This window comes from Rhodopseudomonas sp. B29 (assembly GCF_000333455.1).
In the GTDB taxonomy this organism is placed as follows: domain Bacteria; phylum Pseudomonadota; class Alphaproteobacteria; order Rhizobiales; family Xanthobacteraceae; genus Rhodopseudomonas.
The window spans coordinates 1-17,912 of sequence record NZ_BADD01000376.1 but is presented as its reverse complement, the minus strand read 5'-3'; the positions used below and the strand labels follow the sequence as shown (position 1 = coordinate 17,912).

The 17,912-nt window shown below is 64.1% G+C and carries 28 protein-coding genes and 2 pseudogenes; all 30 read left to right on the top strand.

Translation table 11 applies throughout. The features are described 5' to 3' along the window. Nucleotides 1-176 (top strand): annotated as a pseudogene (gene rpsL, locus I5M_RS13695) (30S ribosomal protein S12); the annotation flags it as partial. 15 nt (nt 177-191) lie between these two features. Next, nucleotides 192-662 (top strand): 30S ribosomal protein S7, encoded by a 471-nt coding sequence (gene rpsG, locus I5M_RS13690; protein ID WP_022721915.1) that lies wholly within the window; start codon nt 192-194, stop codon nt 660-662. Nucleotides 663-692: 30 nt separating this feature from the next. Further along, nucleotides 693-2,765 carry an elongation factor G gene (gene fusA / locus I5M_RS13685; protein WP_022721914.1) on the top strand — a complete coding sequence of 691 codons (2,073 nt, stop codon included), beginning with the start codon at nt 693-695 and terminating at the stop codon, nt 2,763-2,765. A gap of 38 nt (nt 2,766-2,803) precedes the next feature. Beyond that, nucleotides 2,804-3,994, top strand: a complete 1,191-nt coding sequence (tuf, locus tag I5M_RS13680) for an elongation factor Tu (RefSeq protein ID WP_022721913.1) — start codon at nt 2,804-2,806, stop codon at nt 3,992-3,994. An 82-nt stretch (nt 3,995-4,076) separates the two neighbouring features. Then, the gene (gene rpsJ, locus I5M_RS13675; RefSeq protein ID WP_002712302.1) at nt 4,077-4,385 is read left to right on the top strand and encodes a 30S ribosomal protein S10; all 309 of its coding nucleotides are present in this window, start codon (nt 4,077-4,079) and stop codon (nt 4,383-4,385) included. A gap of 52 nt (nt 4,386-4,437) precedes the next feature. Then, on the top strand, nt 4,438-5,157 hold the full coding sequence (gene rplC, locus I5M_RS13670) for a 50S ribosomal protein L3 (RefSeq protein ID WP_022721912.1): 720 nt from the start codon (nt 4,438-4,440) through the stop codon (nt 5,155-5,157). 1 nt (nt 5,158) lies between these two features. Beyond that, nucleotides 5,159-5,779 carry a 50S ribosomal protein L4 gene (gene rplD, locus I5M_RS13665; RefSeq protein WP_022721911.1) on the top strand — a complete coding sequence of 207 codons (621 nt, stop codon included), beginning with the start codon at nt 5,159-5,161 and terminating at the stop codon, nt 5,777-5,779. Continuing rightward, the gene (locus tag I5M_RS13660) at nt 5,776-6,075 is read left to right on the top strand and encodes a 50S ribosomal protein L23 (protein ID WP_022721910.1); all 300 of its coding nucleotides are present in this window, start codon (nt 5,776-5,778) and stop codon (nt 6,073-6,075) included. The genes rplD and I5M_RS13660 overlap by 4 nt, the downstream gene beginning before the upstream one ends. Before the next feature lie 13 nt (nt 6,076-6,088). Further along, nucleotides 6,089-6,925, top strand: coding sequence for a 50S ribosomal protein L2 (gene rplB, locus I5M_RS13655; protein WP_022721909.1), 837 nt, complete (start codon nt 6,089-6,091; stop codon nt 6,923-6,925). An 11-nt stretch (nt 6,926-6,936) separates the two neighbouring features. Beyond that, nucleotides 6,937-7,212 carry a 30S ribosomal protein S19 gene (rpsS, locus tag I5M_RS13650; RefSeq protein ID WP_022721908.1) on the top strand — a complete coding sequence of 92 codons (276 nt, stop codon included), beginning with the start codon at nt 6,937-6,939 and terminating at the stop codon, nt 7,210-7,212. Continuing rightward, the gene (gene rplV / locus I5M_RS13645) at nt 7,209-7,595 is read left to right on the top strand and encodes a 50S ribosomal protein L22 (RefSeq protein WP_022721907.1); all 387 of its coding nucleotides are present in this window, start codon (nt 7,209-7,211) and stop codon (nt 7,593-7,595) included. The genes rpsS and rplV overlap by 4 nt, the downstream gene beginning before the upstream one ends. 13 nt (nt 7,596-7,608) lie before the next feature. Further along, complete coding sequence (rpsC, locus tag I5M_RS13640) at nt 7,609-8,313, top strand: 30S ribosomal protein S3 (RefSeq protein ID WP_022721906.1); 705 nt, start codon at nt 7,609-7,611, stop codon at nt 8,311-8,313. Nucleotides 8,314-8,346: 33 nt separating this feature from the next. Then, on the top strand, nt 8,347-8,760 hold the full coding sequence (rplP, locus tag I5M_RS13635; protein ID WP_022721905.1) for a 50S ribosomal protein L16: 414 nt from the start codon (nt 8,347-8,349) through the stop codon (nt 8,758-8,760). A 5-nt stretch (nt 8,761-8,765) separates the two neighbouring features. Further along, complete coding sequence (rpmC, locus tag I5M_RS13630; RefSeq protein ID WP_022721904.1) at nt 8,766-8,975, top strand: 50S ribosomal protein L29; 210 nt, start codon at nt 8,766-8,768, stop codon at nt 8,973-8,975. A gap of 11 nt (nt 8,976-8,986) precedes the next feature. Next, the gene (rpsQ, locus tag I5M_RS13625) at nt 8,987-9,235 is read left to right on the top strand and encodes a 30S ribosomal protein S17 (protein WP_022721903.1); all 249 of its coding nucleotides are present in this window, start codon (nt 8,987-8,989) and stop codon (nt 9,233-9,235) included. A gap of 63 nt (nt 9,236-9,298) precedes the next feature. After that, nucleotides 9,299-9,667 carry a 50S ribosomal protein L14 gene (rplN, locus tag I5M_RS13620; protein ID WP_022721902.1) on the top strand — a complete coding sequence of 123 codons (369 nt, stop codon included), beginning with the start codon at nt 9,299-9,301 and terminating at the stop codon, nt 9,665-9,667. Further along, complete coding sequence (gene rplX, locus I5M_RS13615; protein WP_022721901.1) at nt 9,667-9,981, top strand: 50S ribosomal protein L24; 315 nt, start codon at nt 9,667-9,669, stop codon at nt 9,979-9,981. Before rplN ends, rplX begins: the two co-directional genes overlap by 1 nt. Then, nucleotides 9,974-10,531 (top strand): 50S ribosomal protein L5, encoded by a 558-nt coding sequence (rplE, locus tag I5M_RS13610; protein WP_022721900.1) that lies wholly within the window; start codon nt 9,974-9,976, stop codon nt 10,529-10,531. The genes rplX and rplE overlap by 8 nt, the downstream gene beginning before the upstream one ends. A 43-nt stretch (nt 10,532-10,574) precedes the next feature. Then, entirely contained in the window at nt 10,575-10,880 is a 306-nt protein-coding gene (rpsN, locus tag I5M_RS13605; RefSeq protein WP_022721899.1) for a 30S ribosomal protein S14, read from the top strand. 15 nt (nt 10,881-10,895) lie between these two features. After that, nucleotides 10,896-11,294 (top strand): 30S ribosomal protein S8, encoded by a 399-nt coding sequence (gene rpsH / locus I5M_RS13600; protein ID WP_022721898.1) that lies wholly within the window; start codon nt 10,896-10,898, stop codon nt 11,292-11,294. Between the two features lie 55 nt (nt 11,295-11,349). After that, a complete protein-coding gene (gene rplF / locus I5M_RS13595) occupies nt 11,350-11,883 on the top strand; it encodes a 50S ribosomal protein L6 (protein WP_022721897.1) in 534 nt (177 codons plus the stop codon). Between the two features lie 11 nt (nt 11,884-11,894). Then, nucleotides 11,895-12,257 carry a 50S ribosomal protein L18 gene (rplR, locus tag I5M_RS13590; RefSeq protein WP_022721896.1) on the top strand — a complete coding sequence of 121 codons (363 nt, stop codon included), beginning with the start codon at nt 11,895-11,897 and terminating at the stop codon, nt 12,255-12,257. Between the two features lie 63 nt (nt 12,258-12,320). Then, on the top strand, nt 12,321-12,896 hold the full coding sequence (gene rpsE / locus I5M_RS13585) for a 30S ribosomal protein S5 (protein WP_022721895.1): 576 nt from the start codon (nt 12,321-12,323) through the stop codon (nt 12,894-12,896). Between the two features lie 58 nt (nt 12,897-12,954). After that, the gene (rpmD, locus tag I5M_RS13580; RefSeq protein ID WP_031336309.1) at nt 12,955-13,149 is read left to right on the top strand and encodes a 50S ribosomal protein L30; all 195 of its coding nucleotides are present in this window, start codon (nt 12,955-12,957) and stop codon (nt 13,147-13,149) included. A 12-nt stretch (nt 13,150-13,161) separates the two neighbouring features. Further along, the gene (gene rplO / locus I5M_RS13575; protein ID WP_022721893.1) at nt 13,162-13,647 is read left to right on the top strand and encodes a 50S ribosomal protein L15; all 486 of its coding nucleotides are present in this window, start codon (nt 13,162-13,164) and stop codon (nt 13,645-13,647) included. A gap of 148 nt (nt 13,648-13,795) precedes the next feature. Continuing rightward, nucleotides 13,796-15,127, top strand: coding sequence for a preprotein translocase subunit SecY (gene secY / locus I5M_RS13570; RefSeq protein WP_022721892.1), 1,332 nt, complete (start codon nt 13,796-13,798; stop codon nt 15,125-15,127). Further along, nucleotides 15,124-15,732 (top strand): annotated as a pseudogene (locus I5M_RS13565) (adenylate kinase); the annotation flags it as partial. The gene secY and the pseudogene I5M_RS13565, both read left to right, overlap by 4 nt. Nucleotides 15,733-16,000: 268 nt before the next feature. After that, nucleotides 16,001-16,369 carry a 30S ribosomal protein S13 gene (gene rpsM / locus I5M_RS13560; protein WP_011503562.1) on the top strand — a complete coding sequence of 123 codons (369 nt, stop codon included), beginning with the start codon at nt 16,001-16,003 and terminating at the stop codon, nt 16,367-16,369. Between the two features lie 128 nt (nt 16,370-16,497). Continuing rightward, on the top strand, nt 16,498-16,887 hold the full coding sequence (gene rpsK / locus I5M_RS13555) for a 30S ribosomal protein S11 (protein WP_022721889.1): 390 nt from the start codon (nt 16,498-16,500) through the stop codon (nt 16,885-16,887). Between the two features lie 139 nt (nt 16,888-17,026). Next, nucleotides 17,027-17,912 (top strand): DNA-directed RNA polymerase subunit alpha (locus I5M_RS13550; RefSeq protein WP_022721888.1); only part of this gene is annotated, 886 nt, incomplete at its 3' end.

Here is a 17,912-nt window from a genome sequence, read left to right as displayed (position 1 = left end):
ACATCCCGGGTGAGGGCCACAACCTGCAGGAGCACTCCGTGGTCATGATCCGCGGCGGCCGCGTCAAGGACTTGCCGGGCGTGCGCTACCACATCCTCCGCGGCGTCCTCGACACCCAGGGCGTCAAGAACCGTAAGCAGCGCCGTTCGAAGTACGGCGCGAAGCGTCCGAAGTAAGCGGGGAGAGCATCCATGTCCCGTCGTCACGCAGCTGAGAAGCGCGAAGTTCTCCCGGATCCGAAGTTCGGGAACATCGTCGTCACCAAGTTCATGAACTCGGTGATGTACGCCGGCAAGAAGTCGGTTGCCGAAGGCATCGTCTATGGCGCCTTCGACCTGATCGAAGCCAAGACCAAGCAGCCGCCGCTCGGCGTGTTCGAGCAGGCGCTCGACAACGTGATGCCGACCATCGAGGTCCGCTCCCGCCGCGTCGGTGGTGCCACGTACCAGGTGCCGGTCGAAGTTCGCTCGACCCGCCGCCAGGCTCTCGGTATCCGCTGGCTGATCGCTGCCGCTCGCGGCCGCAACGAAAAGACCATGACGGAGCGTCTGTCCGCCGAGTTGCTCGATGCTTCGAACAACCGCGGTAACGCCGTCAAGAAGCGTGAAGACGTGCACAAGATGGCGGAAGCCAACCGCGCGTTCTCGCACTATCGCTGGTAACGGCGAAGCACCGGAATCAAGGAAGACGTCATGCCCCGCGCACACGCCATCGAGGACTATCGCAACTTCGGCATCATGGCCCACATCGATGCCGGCAAGACCACGACGACCGAGCGCATCCTCTATTACACCGGCAAGAGCCACAAAATCGGCGAAGTGCACGAAGGTGCCGCGACGATGGACTGGATGGAGCAGGAGCAGGAGCGTGGCATCACCATTACGTCGGCCGCCACGACCGCGTTCTGGAACGGCAAGCGTCTGAACATCATCGACACCCCCGGCCACGTCGACTTCACCATCGAAGTCGAGCGTTCGCTGCGCGTGCTAGACGGCGCCGTGTGCGTGCTCGACTCCAACCAGGGCGTCGAGCCGCAGACCGAGACCGTCTGGCGCCAGGGCGATAAGTACAAGGTTCCGCGCATCGTCTTCGCCAACAAGATGGACAAGACCGGCGCCGACTTCTTCAAGTGCCTGGCCGACATCGTCGACCGCCTCGGCGCCAAGCCGGTTGCGATCCAGCTGCCGATCGGCGCTGAGAACAACTTCAAGGGCCTGATCGACCTCGTCCGCATGAAGGCGGTGGTGTGGGACGACGAGGCGCTCGGCGCCAAGTTCCACGACGAAGAGATCCCGGCCGACCTGCTCGACCAGGCCAAGGAATATCACGAGAAGATGGTGGAAGCCGCCGTCGAGCTCGATGACGACGCCATGGCCGCGTATCTCGACGGCAACATGCCCGACGAAGCCACGCTGAAGCGCCTGATCCGCAAGGCGGTGCTGACTGGCGCGTTTTATCCGGTGCTGTGCGGCTCGGCCTTCAAGAACAAGGGCGTGCAGCCGCTGCTCGACGCCGTCGTCGACTACCTGCCGTCGCCGGTCGACGTGCCGGCGATCAAAGGCACCGACGAGGACGGCAACGAAGTCGTGCGCAAGGCCGACGACAAGGAGCCGCTGGCTCTGCTCGCGTTCAAGATCATGGACGACCCGTTCGTCGGCACCATCACCTTCTGCCGCATCTACTCGGGCATCCTGCAGAGCGGCACCGGCGTGGTGAACTCGACCCGCGAGAAGAAGGAGCGCATCGGCCGCATGCTGCTGATGCACGCCAACAACCGCGAAGACATCAAGGAAGCCTATGCCGGCGACATCGTCGCGCTGGCCGGCCTCAAGGAAGCCCGCACCGGCGACACGCTGTGCGATCCCGCCAACCCGGTCATCCTCGAAAAGATGGAATTCCCGGAGCCGGTGATCGAGATCGCGATCGAGCCGAAGTCGAAGGCCGACCAGGAAAAGCTCGGCGTCGCGCTGGCCAAGCTGGCGGCGGAAGATCCGTCGTTCCGCGTGTCGACCGACCAGGAGTCCGGCCAGACCATCCTCAAGGGCATGGGCGAACTCCATCTCGACATCAAGGTCGACATCCTGAAGCGCACCTACAAGGTGGACGCCAACATCGGTGCGCCGCAGGTGGCGTTCCGTGAGCGCATCACCAAGAAGGCCGAAGTCGACTACACCCACAAGAAGCAGACCGGTGGTACCGGTCAGTTCGCTGCGGTGAGCTTCGTCGTCGAGCCGACCGAGCCGGGCACCGGCTACGTGTTCGAGTCGAAGATCGTCGGCGGCGCGGTGCCGAAGGAATACATCCCCGGCGTCGAAAAGGGCATCGAGAGCGTGCTGTCGTCGGGCGTCGTCGCCGGCTTCCCGGTCGTCGACGTCAAGGTGTCGCTGGTCGACGGCAAGTACCACGACGTCGACTCGTCGGCTCTGGCCTTCGAAATCGCCTCGCGGGCCGCGTTCCGCGAAGCACTGCAGAAGGGCAAGTCGGTCCTGCTCGAGCCGATCATGAAGGTCGAGGTCGTCACCCCGGAAGACTACACCGGTTCGGTGATCGGCGACCTCAACTCGCGGCGCGGCCAGATCCAGGGCCAGGACATGCGCGGCAATGCCAACGTGATCAACGCGATGGTGCCGCTGATGAACATGTTCGGTTACGTCAACAACCTGCGCTCGATGAGCCAGGGTCGGGCGAACTTCACTATGCAGTTCGACCACTACGCGGAAGCGCCGGCCAACGTGTCGGCTGAAGTCCAGAAGAAGTTTGCCTGATTGTCGCCGGCGTAAGCTGCGACTGAACGGAGAGAGCGATGGCCAAAGCAAAGTTTGAACGTACGAAGCCGCATTGCAACATCGGGACGATCGGTCACGTCGACCATGGCAAGACGTCGCTGACGGCGGCGATCACCAAGGTTCTGGCGGAGACGGGCGGTGCGACGTTCACGGCCTATGACCAGATCGACAAGGCGCCGGAAGAAAAGGCGCGCGGCATCACGATCTCGACCGCGCACGTCGAGTACGAGACGCAGAACCGCCACTACGCGCACGTCGACTGCCCCGGCCACGCCGACTATGTGAAGAACATGATCACCGGTGCGGCGCAGATGGACGGCGCCATCCTGGTGGTGTCGGCCGCCGACGGCCCGATGCCGCAGACCCGCGAGCACATCCTGCTGGCCCGCCAGGTCGGCGTGCCGGCGCTGGTGGTGTTCCTGAACAAGTGCGACATGGTAGACGATCCGGAACTGCTCGAACTCGTCGAGATGGAAGTGCGCGAGCTTCTGTCGAAGTACGACTTCCCGGGCGACGACATTCCGATCGTCAAGGGCTCGGCGCTTGCTGCGCTGGAGAACTCGGATCCGAAGCTCGGCCACGACGCCATTCTCGAGCTGATGAAGAACGTCGACAGCTACATCCCGCAGCCGGAGCGTCCGGTCGACCAGCCGTTCCTGATGCCGGTCGAAGACGTGTTCTCGATCTCGGGCCGCGGCACCGTTGTCACGGGTCGTGTCGAGCGCGGCATCGTCAAGGTCGGTGAAGAAATCGAAATCGTCGGCATCCGCCCGACGCAGAAGACGACCTGCACCGGCGTCGAAATGTTCCGCAAGCTGCTCGATCAGGGCCAGGCCGGCGACAACATCGGCTGCCTGCTGCGCGGCACCAAGCGTGAGGAAGTCGAGCGTGGCCAGGTGCTGTGCAAGCCGGGTTCGGTGAAGCCGCACACCAAGTTCAAGGCCGAGGCCTACATCCTGACCAAGGAAGAGGGCGGACGTCACACCCCGTTCTTCACCAACTATCGTCCGCAGTTCTACTTCCGCACCACCGACGTGACCGGCGTCGTGCATCTGCCGGAAGGCACCGAGATGGTGATGCCGGGCGACAACATCGCCATGGAAGTGCACCTGATCGTGCCGATCGCGATGGAAGAAAAGCTGCGCTTCGCCATCCGCGAAGGCGGCCGCACGGTGGGCGCCGGCGTGGTTGCGGCGATCATCGAGTAAAGACAGCGAATAGAGAATGGCGAGTAGCGACAGCTACTCGCTACTCGCTAATCACTACTCGCTCCTAGAGAAAGACACGGCAATGAACGGCCAGAATATTCGCATTCGCCTCAAGGCGTTCGACCATCGCATTCTCGACACGTCGACGCGTGAGATCGTCAACACCGCGAAGCGAACCGGTGCGCAGGTGCGCGGGCCGATCCCGCTGCCGACCCGGATCGAGAAGTTCACCGTCAACCGTTCGCCGCACGTCGACAAGAAGAGCCGCGAGCAGTTCGAGATGCGCACTCACAAGCGCCTCTTGGACATCGTCGATCCGACCCCGCAGACGGTGGACGCGCTGATGAAGCTCGACCTCGCCGCCGGCGTCGACGTCGAGATCAAGCTCTAACTGATTGGACAGTCCGGTTTTCGAACGGACAGAAGGAACAGGAAGCACGCCGATGCGCTCCGGAGTGATCGCACAGAAGGTCGGGATGACGCGGGTCTTTACAGAGGCCGGCGAACATATCCCCGTGACCGTGCTGAAGCTTGGCAACTGCCAGGTGCTTGGTCATCGCACCAAGGACAAGAACGGCTACGTCGCGCTGCAAGTCGGGTCCGGCTCGCGCAAGACCGTGTACATGCCGAAGGCGGAGCGCGGCCAGTTCGCCGCCGCCAAGGTCGAGCCGAAGCGCACCGTCGCTGAGTTCCGCGTGTCCGAGGACGCGCTGATCCCGGTCGGCGCCGAGATTCAGGCCGATCACTTCGTCGTCGGCCAGTTCGTCGACGTCACCGGCACTTCGACCGGTAAGGGCTTCGCCGGCGGTATGAAGCGCTGGAATTTCGGCGGTCTGCGCGCCACTCACGGCGTGTCGGTGTCGCACCGTTCGATCGGTTCGACCGGTGGCCGTCAGGATCCCGGCAAGACCTTCAAGAACAAGAAGATGCCCGGCCACATGGGCGTCGATCGTATCACCACGCTGAACCTGCGTGTGGTGCAGACCGACGTCGAGCGCGGCCTGATCCTGGTCGAGGGCGCTGTGCCCGGCACCAAGGGTGGCTGGATTCGCGTTCGCGACGCGGTGAAGAAGACGCTGCCGGCAGACGCGCCGAAGCCGGGCAAGTTCCGGCTCGCCGATGGCGGCGACGCGGCTCCGGCCGCCGAGCAGGAGGGTGCGTGAGATGGAATTGAAGATCACCACTCTTGAAGGCAAGGAAGCCGGCTCGGTCCAGCTGTCCGACGCCATCTTCGGTCTCGAGCCGCGCCAGGACATCATCCAGCGCTGCGTGATCTGGCAGCTTGCCAAGCGCCAGGCCGGGACTCACAAGGCCAAGGGCCGCGCCGAAGTCTGGCGCACCGGCAAGAAGATGTACAAGCAGAAGGGCACCGGCGGTGCTCGTCACGGCTCGCAGCGCGTGCCGCAGTTCCGCGGCGGCGGTCGCGCCTTCGGCCCGGTGGTGCGTTCGCACGCCATCGACCTGCCGAAGAAGGTTCGTGCGCTGGCGCTGAAGCATGCGCTGTCGGCGAAGGCCAAGGCCGGCAGCCTGATCGTTGTCGACAAGGCCGAGCTCGAGGCCGCCAAGACCAAGACGCTGGTCGGCCAGCTCGCGGGTCTCGGCCTGCAGAGCGCGCTGGTGATCGACGGCGCCGAGGTCAATGCCGGCTTCGCCACCGCGGCCCGCAACATTCCGAACGTCGACGTGCTGCCGATCCAGGGCATCAACGTCTACGACATTCTGCGCCGTCAGAAGCTGGTGCTGACCAAGGCGGCTGTCGATGCGTTGGAGGCGCGCTTCAAATGAAATCCATCGATCCGCGCCATTACGACGTGATCGTCGCGCCGGTCGTCACCGAAAAGGCGACGATGGCGTCCGAGCACAACAAGGTCGTGTTCAAGGTGCAGGGCGGCGCCACCAAGCCGCAGATCAAGGAAGCCGTCGAGAAGCTGTTCGACGTCAAGGTCAAGAGCGTCAACACGCTGGTCCGCAAGGGCAAGACCAAGGCGTTCCGCGGCACCTTCGGCACCCAGTCGGACACCAAGCGTGCGGTCGTGACCCTCGAAGAGGGCCACCGCATCGACGTCACCACCGGGCTGTGAGGCGGGACCGATCATGGCATTGAAGACTTTCAACCCCACGACGCCGGGCCAGCGCCAGCTGGTGATGGTCGATCGTTCGGCGCTCTACAAGGGTAAGCCCGTCAAGGCGCTGACCGAGGGCAAGAGCGAGAAGGGCGGTCGTAACAACACCGGCCGCATCACCGTTCGTTTCCGCGGCGGTGGCCACAAGCAGGCCTATCGCCTGGTCGATTTCAAGCGCACCAAGGTCGATGTTCCGGCCAAGGTCGAGCGTCTCGAATACGATCCGAACCGCACCGCGTTCATCGCGCTGATCAAGTACGAAGACGGCGAGCAGGCCTACATCCTGGCTCCGCAGCGCCTCGCTGTCGGCGACACCGTGGTGGCGGGCGCCTATGTCGACGTCAAGCCGGGCAACGTCATGCCGCTCGGCAACATGCCGATCGGCACCATCGTGCACAACGTCGAGCTGAAGATCGGCAAGGGTGGTCAGCTGGCGCGTTCGGCCGGCACCTACGCGCAGATCGTCGGCCGCGACCACGACTACGTCATCCTGCGCATGAACTCGGGCGAGCAGCGCCTGGTCCACGGTCGCTGCACCGGCACGATCGGCGCGGTGTCGAACCCGGACCACATGAACATCTCGATCGGCAAGGCCGGCCGCAAGCGCTGGCTGGGTCGCCGCCCGCACAACCGCGGCGTCGTCATGAACCCGATCGACCATCCGCACGGCGGCGGTGAAGGCCGCACCTCGGGCGGCCGTCACCCGGTTACTCCGTGGGGCAAGCCGACCAAGGGCAAGAAGACCCGGTCCAACAAGTCGACCGACAAGTTCATTCTCATCAGCCGCCACAAGCGGAAGAAGAAGTAAGGAAGCCGGACATGGTTCGCTCAGTCTGGAAAGGCCCGTTCGTCGAGGCCTCGCTGCTGAAGAAGGCCGATGCCGCGCGCGCGTCGGGCCGTCACGACGTCATCAAGATCTGGAGCCGCCGCTCGACCATTCTGCCGCAATTCGTCGGACTGACGTTCGGCGTCTACAACGGCCAGAAGCACGTTCCGGTGGCGGTGAACGAGGAAATGGTCGGGCACAAGTTCGGCGAGTTCTCGCCGACCCGCACGTTCCACGGCCACTCCGGCGATAAGAAGGCCAAGAAATGAGCAAAGAAAAGCGTGAGCGGGCTCTGCCCGACAACGAGGCCAAGGCCGTAGCTCGTATGCTTCGCGTCTCGCCGCAGAAGCTCAACCTCGTCGCCCAGCTGATCCGCGGCCGCAAGGCTGCGGCGGCGCTCGCCGACCTGACGTTCTCGCGCAAGCGGATCGCGGTCGATGTCAAGAAGTGCCTGGAATCGGCGATCGCCAACGCCGAGAACAATCACGACCTCGACGTCGATGCGCTGATCGTGTCCGAGGCCCACGTCGGCAAGGGCATCGTGATGAAGCGGTTCTCGCCGCGCGGCCGTGGCCGCTCCGGCCGTATCTTCAAACCCTTCGCTCAACTGACGATCGTCGTTCGTCAGGTCGAAGCCGAAGCTAGCGCCTAAAGAGAGACTTTCGATGGGTCAAAAGATCAATCCGATCGGGCTGCGGCTGGGCATCAACCGGACCTGGGACTCGCGCTGGTACGCCGGCAAGAACGAGTACGGCAAGCTGCTGCACGAAGACGTCAAGATCCGCGAGATCCTGCACAAGGAATTGAAGCAGGCCGCGGTGGCTCGCATCGTGATCGAGCGTCCGCACAAGAAGTGCCGCGTGACGATCCACTCGGCGCGTCCGGGCGTGGTGATCGGCAAGAAGGGCGCCGACATCGACAAGCTTCGTAAGAAGGTCGCCGACATCACCTCGTCGGACGTGGTGATCAACATCGTCGAAATCCGCAAGCCGGAGCTCGACGCCACGCTGGTCGCCGAGTCGATCGCGCAGCAGCTCGAGCGCCGCGTCGCGTTCCGCCGCGCCATGAAGCGCGCCGTCCAGTCGGCGATGCGTCTCGGCGCCGAGGGCATCCGCATCAACTGCTCGGGCCGTCTCGGCGGCGCTGAAATCGCCCGCATGGAATGGTACCGCGAAGGCCGTGTGCCGCTGCACACGCTGCGCGCCGACATCGACTACGGCGTCGCCACCGCGTTCACCACCTTCGGCACCTGCGGCGTCAAGGTCTGGATCTTCAAGGGCGAGATCCTCGAGCACGATCCGATGGCCCAGGACAAGCGCATGGCGGAAGGCGACAGCACCCCGTCGCGTCCGCGTCGCGACGCCGCCTGATCGGCCGAGCATAGGAATTGAGGGCGTAAAGCCATGATGCAACCAAAGAGAACCAAGTTCCGCAAGGCGCACAAGGGCCGCATCCACGGCGTCGCGTCGTCGGGCGCTACCTTGGCGTTCGGTCAGTTCGGCCTCAAGGCGATGGAGCCGGAGCGCGTCACCGCGCGGCAGATTGAAGCCGCCCGTCGTGCTCTGACCCGTCACATGAAGCGTGCCGGCCGCGTCTGGATCCGCGTGTTCCCGGACGTTCCGGTGTCGAAGAAGCCGGCCGAAGTCCGCATGGGCTCGGGCAAGGGTTCGCCGGAATTGTGGGTCGCGCGCGTCAAGCCGGGCCGGGTGATGTTCGAGATCGACGGCGTCACCCAGCAGATCGCCAAGGAAGCGCTGACGCTGGCCGCCGCCAAGCTGCCGATCAAGACGCGCTTCGTCGCGCGCATCGCGGAGTAATCGTCATGGCCGAGATGAAGACCGCCGACATTCGCGCGATGAGCGAAGACCAGATGGACGACGCGATCGTCAATCTGAAGAAGGAGCGCTTCAACCTGCGCTTCCAGCGCGCCACCGGTCAGCTCGAGAACACCTCGCGGCTGCGCGAGGCTCGCCGCGACATCGCCCGCATCAAGACCATCGCCGCGCAGAAGCGCGCCGGCAAGACGAAGTAAGGACGCGCAACATGCCGAAGAGGACCCTGCAGGGCGTGGTCGTCAGCGACAAGCAAGCCAAGACCGTGGTGGTCTTGGTGGAGCGGCGCTTCACCCACCCGATCTACAAGAAGACGATCCGCCGTTCGAAGAACTACCACGCCCACGACGAGAACAATCAGTTCCATCCGGGCGACATGGTGTGGATCGAGGAGAGCAAGCCGATCTCCAAGCTCAAGCGCTGGACCGTGGTCCGGGGCGAACCGAAGAAGACCGCCTAAAGCGCATCCGCGCATCAGTTTTTAGCGCGCGAGAGCGCAGCAGAGAGAGGACGAGGTGCATCAATGATTCAGATGCAGACCAACCTCGACGTGGCCGATAATTCCGGCGCACGCCGTGTCATGTGCATCAAGGTGATTGGGGGATCCAAGCGCCGCTATGCCACCGTGGGCGACGTTATCGTGGTCTCGATCAAGGAAGCCATTCCGCGCGGCAAGGTGAAGAAGGGCGACGTCATGAAGGCCGTGGTGGTCCGTGTCCGCAAGGACATCCGCCGCGCCGATGGCTCCGTCATCCGCTTCGACCGCAACGCCGCCGTGCTGATCAACAATCAGTCCGAGCCGGTCGGCACCCGTATCTTCGGGCCGGTGCCGCGCGAGCTGCGCGCCAAGAACCACATGAAGATCATTTCGCTGGCGCCGGAGGTGCTGTAATGGCCGCCAAGATTCGCAAGGGCGACAAGGTGATGGTGCTGAGCGGCCGCGACAAGGGCCGCACCGGCGAGGTGTTTGAAGTGCGTCCGGACGCCAATGTGGCGCTGGTGCGCGGGATCAACATCGTCAAGCGCCACCAGAAGCAGACCCAGACCCAGGAGGGCGGCATCATCTCGAAAGAGGCGCCGATCCACCTGTCCAACATCGCGGTGGTCGGCAAGGACGGCAAGCCGACCCGCGTCGGATTCAAGATCCTGGCGGACGGCAAGAAGGTCCGCATCGCCAAGAGCTCGGGAGCAGAGATCGATGGCTGAGACCGCTTACACTCCGCGGCTGCGCACGGAATACGACCGCAGCATCCGCGCCGCGCTGACCGAGAAGTTCGGCTACGCCAACGCCATGCAGGTGCCGAAGCTCGACAAGGTCGTGCTGAACATGGGCGTCGGCGAGGCGGTCAACGACCGCAAGAAGGCCGAGCAGGCGGCCGCCGATCTGTCGCTGATCGCCGGTCAGAAGGCCGTCGTGACCTATTCGCGCGTCGCGATTTCGACCTTCAAGCTGCGTGAGAACCAGCCGATCGGCTGCAAGGTGACGCTGCGGGCCGCCAAGATGTACGAGTTCATCGACCGCCTGATCACGGTCGCGCTGCCGCGCGTGCGTGACTTCCGCGGCCTGAACCCGAAGAGCTTCGACGGCCGTGGCAACTACTCGCTCGGCATCAAGGAACACATCATTTTCCCCGAAATCGACTTCGACAAGACCGGCGAGTCGTGGGGCATGGACATCACGGTGTGCACCACCGCGCAGACCGACGACGAGGCCCGCGCTCTGCTCACCGCTTTCAATTTCCCGTTCCGGCAGTGAGACGCTGACAAGCATCTCAAACGCGGAAACCCAGGAGCCACAGATGGCAAAGAAGAGTTCAGTCGAGAAGAACAACCGGCGCAAGAAGATGACCAAGAACGCTGCGCCGAAGCGCGCGCGTTTGAAGGCGATCATCGCCGACAAGGACAAGCCGATGGAAGAGCGCTTCGCGGCGACGCTGAAGCTCGCCGAGATGCCGCGCAACTCGTCGGCGACGCGCATCCGCAACCGCTGCGAAGTCACCGGTCGTCCGCGTTCGGTCTACCGGCTGAACAAGCTGAGCCGCATCGCGATCCGTGAGCTCGGCTCCAAGGGCCTGGTCCCGGGTCTCGTGAAGTCGAGCTGGTAAGGGGAGGGTCGTCAGATGTCCACGCACGATCCGATCAGCGATCTCATCACCCGCATCCGCAATGCGCAGATGCGTTCGAAGTCCAAGGTCTCGACGCCGGGTTCGCGCATGCGCGCCAACGTGCTCGAAGTGCTGAAGTCGGAAGGCTACATCCGCGGCTACGCCACGGTCGAGCATCCGTCGGGCCGCAGCGAGCTCGAGATCGAGCTGAAGTATTTCGACGGCGAGCCGGTGATCCGCGAAATCGAGCGCGTGTCGCGCCCGGGCCGCCGGGTCTACGCCTCGGTGAAGAACCTGCCGCGCGTCAACAACGGCCTCGGCATTTCGGTGCTGTCCACGCCGAAGGGGATCATGGCCGATCACGATGCGCGCGACNGCAATGTCGGCGGCGAGGTGCTGTTCACGGTGTTCTAATCGCGCCGGCGCTTCGAGCGCCGCGCCGATTCAAGGATTTTGAGAAGGATCGACCATGTCACGCGTTGGCAAGAAGCCCGTCTCGGTGCCGTCCGGTGTGACGGCGACCGTCGAGGGTCAGACCGTCAAGATGAAGGGGCCGAAGGGCCAGCTTCAGTTCGTCGTGCACGACGACGTCGACGTCAAGTTCGAGGACGGCCAGGTGAAGGTGGCGCCGCGCGCCGAGACGAACCGCGCTCAGGCGCTGTACGGCACCGCGCGGGCGCAGATCGCCAACCTGGTCGAGGGCGTCACCAAGGGCTTCGAGAAGAAGCTCGAGATCACCGGCGTCGGTTATCGCGCCGCGCTGCAGGGCAAGAAGCTGCAGCTCGCGCTCGGTTACAGCCACGACGTGCTCTACGACATCCCGGAAGGCATCACCATCACGGTGCCGAAGCCGACCGAAATCAACGTCGCCGGCATCGACTCCCAGAAGGTTGGCCAAGTCGCCGCCGAGATCCGCGATTATCGTCCGCCGGAGCCCTACAAGGGCAAGGGCGTTCGCTACGCCGACGAATTCATCTTCCGCAAGGAAGGCAAGAAGAAGTAACGGAGCCGGTCATGTCGAAGATGAAGGTTACCAATGCCCGGCGCAAAAACCGCGTGCGCAACGCTTTGCGTCGCACCGCGAGCGGCCGCCCGCGGCTCTCGGTGTTTCGCTCGTCGAAGCACATCTACGCCCAGGTGATCGACGATCTGAAGGGCGAGACACTCGCCTCGGCGTCGTCGCTGGAGAAGACGCTGCGCGAAGCCGGCAACACCGGCGCCAACATCGACGCCGCCAAGGCGGTGGGCAAGCTGCTCGCCGAGCGCGCGGTAGAGAAGGGCGTCAAGGAAGTGGTGTTCGACCGCGGCGGCTATCTGTATCACGGCCGCGTCAAGGCGCTGGCGGATGCGGCCCGCGAGAGCGGTCTGACTTTCTAAGTTTCGGGTTCGAACGGATATTGGATCGAGGCCCGGCGCCTCGTTAGAGATCGGAAAACGCACATGGCAGGTGAACGCGAACGCGGCGGCCGCGAACGGAGCAGGGATCGCGAGGAGCGCGACAGCGAGTTCGTCGACAAGCTCGTCCACATCAACCGCGTGGCGAAGGTGGTGAAGGGCGGTAAGCGCTTCGGCTTCGCTGCGCTGGTGGTGATCGGCGATCAGAAGGGCCGCGTCGGTTTCGGCCATGGCAAGGCGCGCGAAGTGCCGGAAGCCATCCGCAAGGCGACCGAGTCGGCGAAGCGCAATCTGACCCGCGTCGCGCTGCGCGAGGGTCGTACGCTGCATCACGACATCGCCGGCCGTCACGGCGCCGGTCGCGTCTATCTGCGTGCCGCTCCGGCCGGTACCGGCATCATTGCCGGCGGCCCGATGCGCGCCGTGTTCGAGACGCTCGGCATCCAGGACGTGGTGGCGAAGTCGATCGGTTCGTCGAACCCCTACAACATGGTTCGCGCAACCTTCGACGCGCTGAAGCACCTCGACTCGCCGCGTTCCGTCGCGGCTCGCCGTAACCTCAAGGTTTCCACCCTGCAGGCCCGCCGCGTCGGCGGCGATGCCGAAGTGGTCGCCGACTAACAGCGTGATCGAACGCGATCACGCGGTCTTCTGACAAGACTCGATCGGAGTGAACGAGATGGCCAAGGCCGCAAACAAGATCAAGGTCGAGCAGATCGGCAGCCCGATTCGGCGCCATCACTCGCAGCGCGAGACGCTGATCGGCCTGAAGCTCAACAAGATCGGTCGCGTTACCGAACTGCAGGATACGCCTGAAGTTCGCGGCATGATCGCCAAGGTTCAACACCTCGTTCGCGTCGTCGACGAGAAGTAAGAGGGCAGAGCGATGAAGCTCAGCGAGATCTCCGACAACGCCGGCTCGCGCAAGAAGCGCATGCGCATCGGCCGCGGCATCGGTTCGGGCAAGGGTAAGACCGGCGGCCGTGGCGGCAAGGGCCAGACCGCGCGCTCGGGCGTGCGTATCAAGGGCTTCGAAGGCGGTCAGATGCCGCTGCATCGGCGCCTGCCGAAGCGTGGCTTCAACAACATCTTCGCGCTCGACTTCGCCGAGATCAATCTCGACCGGCTGCAGGACGCGATCACCGCCAAGAAGCTCGATGCCGGCAAGACGATCGACGCCGCGGCGCTGGTCGAAGCCGGCGTGCTGCGCCGCTCGCTCGACGGCGTGCGTCTGCTCGGCCGCGGTGAGCTCAAGGCCAAGGTCAACATCGAAGTCCACGGCGCCACCAAGTCGGCGATCGAGGCGGTCGAGAAGGCCGGCGGCTCGGTGAAGATTCTGGCGCCGAAGCAGGAAGAAGGCGAGGCCGCGTAAATTCGCCGTCATCGCCCGCTGTTATGGCGGGCGAATGCCTTATGGCGCGGTGGATTTTTGCGGTGCTTGCACCTAATTGAGACCCGGCGCCAGCTCGTTTCCCGCGCCCGGCGGGACTGACGGCGAGGTGCGCGGGAGAAAGCCGGACATGGTCTCTGCAGCGGAACAATTGGCGGCGAATCTCAACTTCTCGGCCCTCGGCAAGGCCGAGGAGCTGAAGAAGCGGATCTGGTTCACGCTCGGCGCGCTCCTGGTCTATCGCCTCGGCACTTACATCCCGCTGCCCGGCATTGATCCGAACATCTGGGAGCAGGTGTTCCGCCAGCAGGCCGGCGGCATTCTCGGCATGTTCAACATGTTCGCTGGCGGCGGTATCCACCGCATGGCGATCTTCGCGCTCAACATCATGCCGTACATCTCGGCGTCGATCATCGTGCAGCTGCTGACGACCGTGTCGCCGCAGCTCGAGGCGCTGAAGAAAGAAGGCGAGAGCGGCCGCAAGACGCTCAATCAATACACCCGCTACCTCACCGTGATTCTGGCGCTGTTCCAGTCCTATGGCATCGCCGTCGGTCTCGAAGGTGCCGGCAACGTCGTGTCCGACCCGGGCCTGTTCTTCCGGCTGTCGACCGCGATCACGCTGACCGGCGGCACCATGTTTCTGATGTGGCTGGGTGAGCAGATCACCTCGCGCGGCATCGGCAACGGCATTTCGCTTATCATCTTGGCCGGCATCGTCGCCGAGCTGCCGTCGGCGCTGGCCAACATGCTCGAGCTCGGCCGTCAGGGCGCGCTGTCGACCGGCCTGATCCTGATCGTGCTGGTGATGGCCGTGGTGGTCATCGCCTTCATCGTGTTCATGGAGCGCGCCCAGCGCCGGCTGCTGATCCAGTATCCGAAGCGCCAGGTCGGCAACAAGATGTTCGAGGGCCAGTCCTCGCATCTGCCGCTCAAGCTCAACACCTCGGGCGTGATCCCGCCGATCTTCGCGTCGTCGCTGCTGCTGCTGCCGACCACGATCGCGAACTTCAACGCGGGGAAGGGACCGGAGTGGTTCCAGTGGATCGTGACGCAGTTCGGCCACGGCCGGCCGCTGTTTCTGATCTTCTACGTCTCGATGATCGTGTTCTTCGCGTTCTTCTACACCGCGATCGTGTTCAACCCGACCGAGACCGCGGACAATCTCAAGAAGCACGGCGGCTTCATCCCGGGCATTCGTCCTGGTGAGCGCACCGCCGAATACATCGACTACGTGCTGTCGCGCATCACCGTGGTCGGCGCGATCTATCTGGCGATCGTCTGTCTGATCCCGGAAATCCTGATCTCCTACGCATCGGTGCCGTTCTATTTCGGCGGCACCTCGCTGCTCATCGTCGTCAGTGTGACGATGGATACCGTGGCGCAGGTGCAGGGCTATCTGTTGGCGCACCAGTATGAAGGTCTGATCAGGAAGTCGAAATTGCGGGGGCGCAAGAAATGAGACTGATCCTTCTCGGGCCGCCGGGGGCCGGCAAGGGAACGCAGGCGGGTCGTCTGGTCGAGCGCTACGGCATCGTCCAGCTGTCGACCGGCGACATGCTGCGCGCCGCGGTTGCGGCCGGCACGCCGGTCGGACTCAAGGCCAAGGACATCATGGCGGCCGGCGGGCTGGTGCCCGACGAGGTGGTGATCGGAATCATCTCCGACCGCATCGAGCAGCCCGATGCCAGGAAGGGCTTCATCCTCGACGGCTTCCCGCGCACGGTCGGTCAGGCCGAGGCGCTCGATACGCTGCTCAAGGCCAAGCACCTCGAACTCGACGCCGTGGTCGAACTACGGGTCGACGAGAGCGCGCTGCTCAAGCGAGTCGAGACCCGAGTCGCCGAGATGCTGGCCAGGGGCGAAACCCCGCGCGCCGACGACAACGCCGAGGCGCTGGCCAAGCGGCTTCACGCCTACCGCGACCAGACCGCGCCGCTGGTGGAATATTACGGCGCCCATGGTTCGCTGCGGACCGTGGACGGCATGATGTCGATCGACGACGTCACCAAGGAAATTCAACGGATTCTCGGCGGATTGGGCGCTTCTGGCGCCGCCGCGACCGCCTGAGGCCGGAGAGACTGACGAAATCGACCACTGCGGCGCCCAAAAGGGAGCCGCAGCGGTCAAAAGGTAACGAAACTGCGACTGCGATCCGGGTTCCGGTTGACGAGGTCAAGCGGAATCCTTTAATAAGGCCCGATATCCCGTCGGATAGGTTTCAGACGATGCCGGGCCCCGAAAGAAGCGAGGGGGTTGGCGTCGTGTTCGCGTTTGTGAACGCCACCCGAGAAGGTAATCAACCGGCTCAGCGCCGGTGACAGGAGAGAAGTCTGTGGCCCGTATTGCCGGCGTGAATATCCCGACCAACAAGCGCGTGCTGATCGCGCTTCAGTACATCCATGGCATCGGCCAAAAGAATGCGGCCGACATCATCGAGAAGGTGAAGATCCCGGTGGATCGCCGCGTCAACCAGCTCAGCGACGCCGAGGTCCTGCAGATCCGCGAAGTGATCGACCGCGATTACCTCGTGGAAGGAGACCTTCGCCGCGAGACGGGTATGAACATCAAGCGTCTGATGGACCTCGGCTGCTACCGCGGCCTGCGTCATCGCCGCGGCCTGCCGGTGCGTGGCCAGCGCACCCACACCAACGCCCGCACCCGCAAGGGTCCGGCGAAGGCGATCGCCGGCAAGAAGAAGTAAGTTTGCGAATAGCGAACGGCGGCGAGCGGGTAGGGACCTCCTATTCGCTCTTCGCCGTTTCGCCATTCGTTGTTTTGGTGGAGCCGCTGGGATTACGGCGGCGTTGAGATCGCAAGAAAGGGACTTATATGGCTAAGGAAGCCGGACGTGTTCGCCGCCGCGAGCGCAAAAATATCGCCTCGGGCATCGCGCACGTGAATTCCTCGTTCAACAACACGACCATCACCATCACCGACGCGCAGGGCAATGCGATTGCCTGGTCGTCGGCCGGCACGATGGGCTTCAAGGGCTCGCGCAAGTCGACCCCGTACGCTGCGCAGGTCGCGGCCGAGGACGTCGCCAAGAAGGCCCAAGAGCACGGCATGCGTACCCTCGAGGTCGAGGTCGCTGGTCCGGGTTCGGGCCGTGAATCTGCCCTGCGCGCGCTGCAGGCCGCGGGCTTCACCGTGACGTCGATCCGCGACGTCACCACGATCCCGCACAACGGCTGCCGCCCGCGCAAGCGTCGCCGCGTCTAAGCTGTTAGTCCCGTCGCGGGCCTCTGTGCCCGCGACGTCTTTGTTCGAGTTGTGGTGCGGATTGCTCCGCAGTTTCCATTGCCATTGACGTCGGCGCCCGCGCTCCGCGCGAGGCCAGACCGGTCAGGAAGGTGAGACAGTGACGATCCAGAAGAATTGGCAGGAACTCATTCGTCCGAACAAGCTTCAGGTCACCCAGGGCAGCGACGCGAGCCGTTTCGCGACGCTGGTCGCCGAGCCGCTCGAGCGTGGCTTCGGCCAGACGCTGGGCAATGCGCTGCGCCGCGTGCTCTTGTCGTCGCTGCAGGGTGCGGCGGTGCAGTCGGTGCACATCGACGGCGTTCTGCACGAGTTCTCCTCGATCGCCGGCGTGCGTGAAGACGTCACCGACATCGTGCTGAACATCAAGGACATCTCGCTGAAGATGCAGGGCGAAGGCCCGAAGCGGATGGTCATCAAGAAGTCCGGCCCGGGCGTCGTCACCGCCGGTGACATCCAGACCGTCGGCGACATCGTCGTGCTGAACCCCGATCTGCAGCTCTGCACCCTCGACGAGGGCGCGGAGATCCGCATGGAGTTCACCGTCGACACCGGCAAGGGCTACGTCGCCGCCGAGCGCAACCGTCCGGAAGACGCGCCGATCGGCCTGATCCCGGTCGACAGCCTGTACTCGCCGGTTCGCAAGGTGTCGTACAAGGTCGAGAACACCCGCGAGGGCCAGATCCTCGACTACGACAAGCTGACCATGACGGTCGAGACCAACGGCGCGCTGACGCCCGAGGACGCGGTGGCCTTCGCCGCCCGCATCCTGCAGGATCAGCTCAACGTCTTCGTCAACTTCGAAGAGCCGCGCAAGGAAGTCACCCAGGAGATCATCCCGGATCTGGCCTTCAACCCGGCCTTCCTCAAGAAGGTGGACGAGCTCGAGCTGTCGGTGCGTTCGGCCAACTGCCTGAAGAACGACAACATCGTCTACATCGGCGATCTGGTGCAGAAGTCGGAAGCCGAAATGCTCCGCACCCCGA

Bases quoted from the DNA above. Each gene is read 5' to 3' on its own strand.
- secY (WP_022721892.1), top strand. From the start codon at position 13,796: ATGGTCTCTGCAGCGGAACAATTGGCGGCGAATCTCAACTTCTCGGCC.
- rpsK (WP_022721889.1), top strand. From the start codon at position 16,498: ATGGCTAAGGAAGCCGGACGTGTTCGCCGCCGCGAGCGCAAAAATATC.
- rpsN (WP_022721899.1), top strand. From the start codon at position 10,575: ATGGCAAAGAAGAGTTCAGTCGAGAAGAACAACCGGCGCAAGAAGATG.
- rplR (WP_022721896.1), top strand. From the start codon at position 11,895: ATGTCGAAGATGAAGGTTACCAATGCCCGGCGCAAAAACCGCGTGCGC.
- rpsJ (WP_002712302.1), top strand. From the start codon at position 4,077: ATGAACGGCCAGAATATTCGCATTCGCCTCAAGGCGTTCGACCATCGC.
- I5M_RS13660 (WP_022721910.1), top strand. From the start codon at position 5,776: ATGAAATCCATCGATCCGCGCCATTACGACGTGATCGTCGCGCCGGTC.
- rplB (WP_022721909.1), top strand. From the start codon at position 6,089: ATGGCATTGAAGACTTTCAACCCCACGACGCCGGGCCAGCGCCAGCTG.
- rpsC (WP_022721906.1), top strand. From the start codon at position 7,609: ATGGGTCAAAAGATCAATCCGATCGGGCTGCGGCTGGGCATCAACCGG.
- rplP (WP_022721905.1), top strand. From the start codon at position 8,347: ATGATGCAACCAAAGAGAACCAAGTTCCGCAAGGCGCACAAGGGCCGC.
- fusA (WP_022721914.1), top strand. From the start codon at position 693: ATGCCCCGCGCACACGCCATCGAGGACTATCGCAACTTCGGCATCATG.
- rplE (WP_022721900.1), top strand. From the start codon at position 9,974: ATGGCTGAGACCGCTTACACTCCGCGGCTGCGCACGGAATACGACCGC.
- rplX (WP_022721901.1), top strand. From the start codon at position 9,667: ATGGCCGCCAAGATTCGCAAGGGCGACAAGGTGATGGTGCTGAGCGGC.
- rpsS (WP_022721908.1), top strand. From the start codon at position 6,937: ATGGTTCGCTCAGTCTGGAAAGGCCCGTTCGTCGAGGCCTCGCTGCTG.
- rpsQ (WP_022721903.1), top strand. From the start codon at position 8,987: ATGCCGAAGAGGACCCTGCAGGGCGTGGTCGTCAGCGACAAGCAAGCC.
- rpmD (WP_031336309.1), top strand. From the start codon at position 12,955: ATGGCCAAGGCCGCAAACAAGATCAAGGTCGAGCAGATCGGCAGCCCG.
- rplC (WP_022721912.1), top strand. From the start codon at position 4,438: ATGCGCTCCGGAGTGATCGCACAGAAGGTCGGGATGACGCGGGTCTTT.
- rplN (WP_022721902.1), top strand. From the start codon at position 9,299: ATGATTCAGATGCAGACCAACCTCGACGTGGCCGATAATTCCGGCGCA.
- rplO (WP_022721893.1), top strand. From the start codon at position 13,162: ATGAAGCTCAGCGAGATCTCCGACAACGCCGGCTCGCGCAAGAAGCGC.
- rplF (WP_022721897.1), top strand. From the start codon at position 11,350: ATGTCACGCGTTGGCAAGAAGCCCGTCTCGGTGCCGTCCGGTGTGACG.
- tuf (WP_022721913.1), top strand. From the start codon at position 2,804: ATGGCCAAAGCAAAGTTTGAACGTACGAAGCCGCATTGCAACATCGGG.
- rpsE (WP_022721895.1), top strand. From the start codon at position 12,321: ATGGCAGGTGAACGCGAACGCGGCGGCCGCGAACGGAGCAGGGATCGC.
- rplD (WP_022721911.1), top strand. From the start codon at position 5,159: ATGGAATTGAAGATCACCACTCTTGAAGGCAAGGAAGCCGGCTCGGTC.
- rplV (WP_022721907.1), top strand. From the start codon at position 7,209: ATGAGCAAAGAAAAGCGTGAGCGGGCTCTGCCCGACAACGAGGCCAAG.
- rpmC (WP_022721904.1), top strand. From the start codon at position 8,766: ATGGCCGAGATGAAGACCGCCGACATTCGCGCGATGAGCGAAGACCAG.
- rpsG (WP_022721915.1), top strand. From the start codon at position 192: ATGTCCCGTCGTCACGCAGCTGAGAAGCGCGAAGTTCTCCCGGATCCG.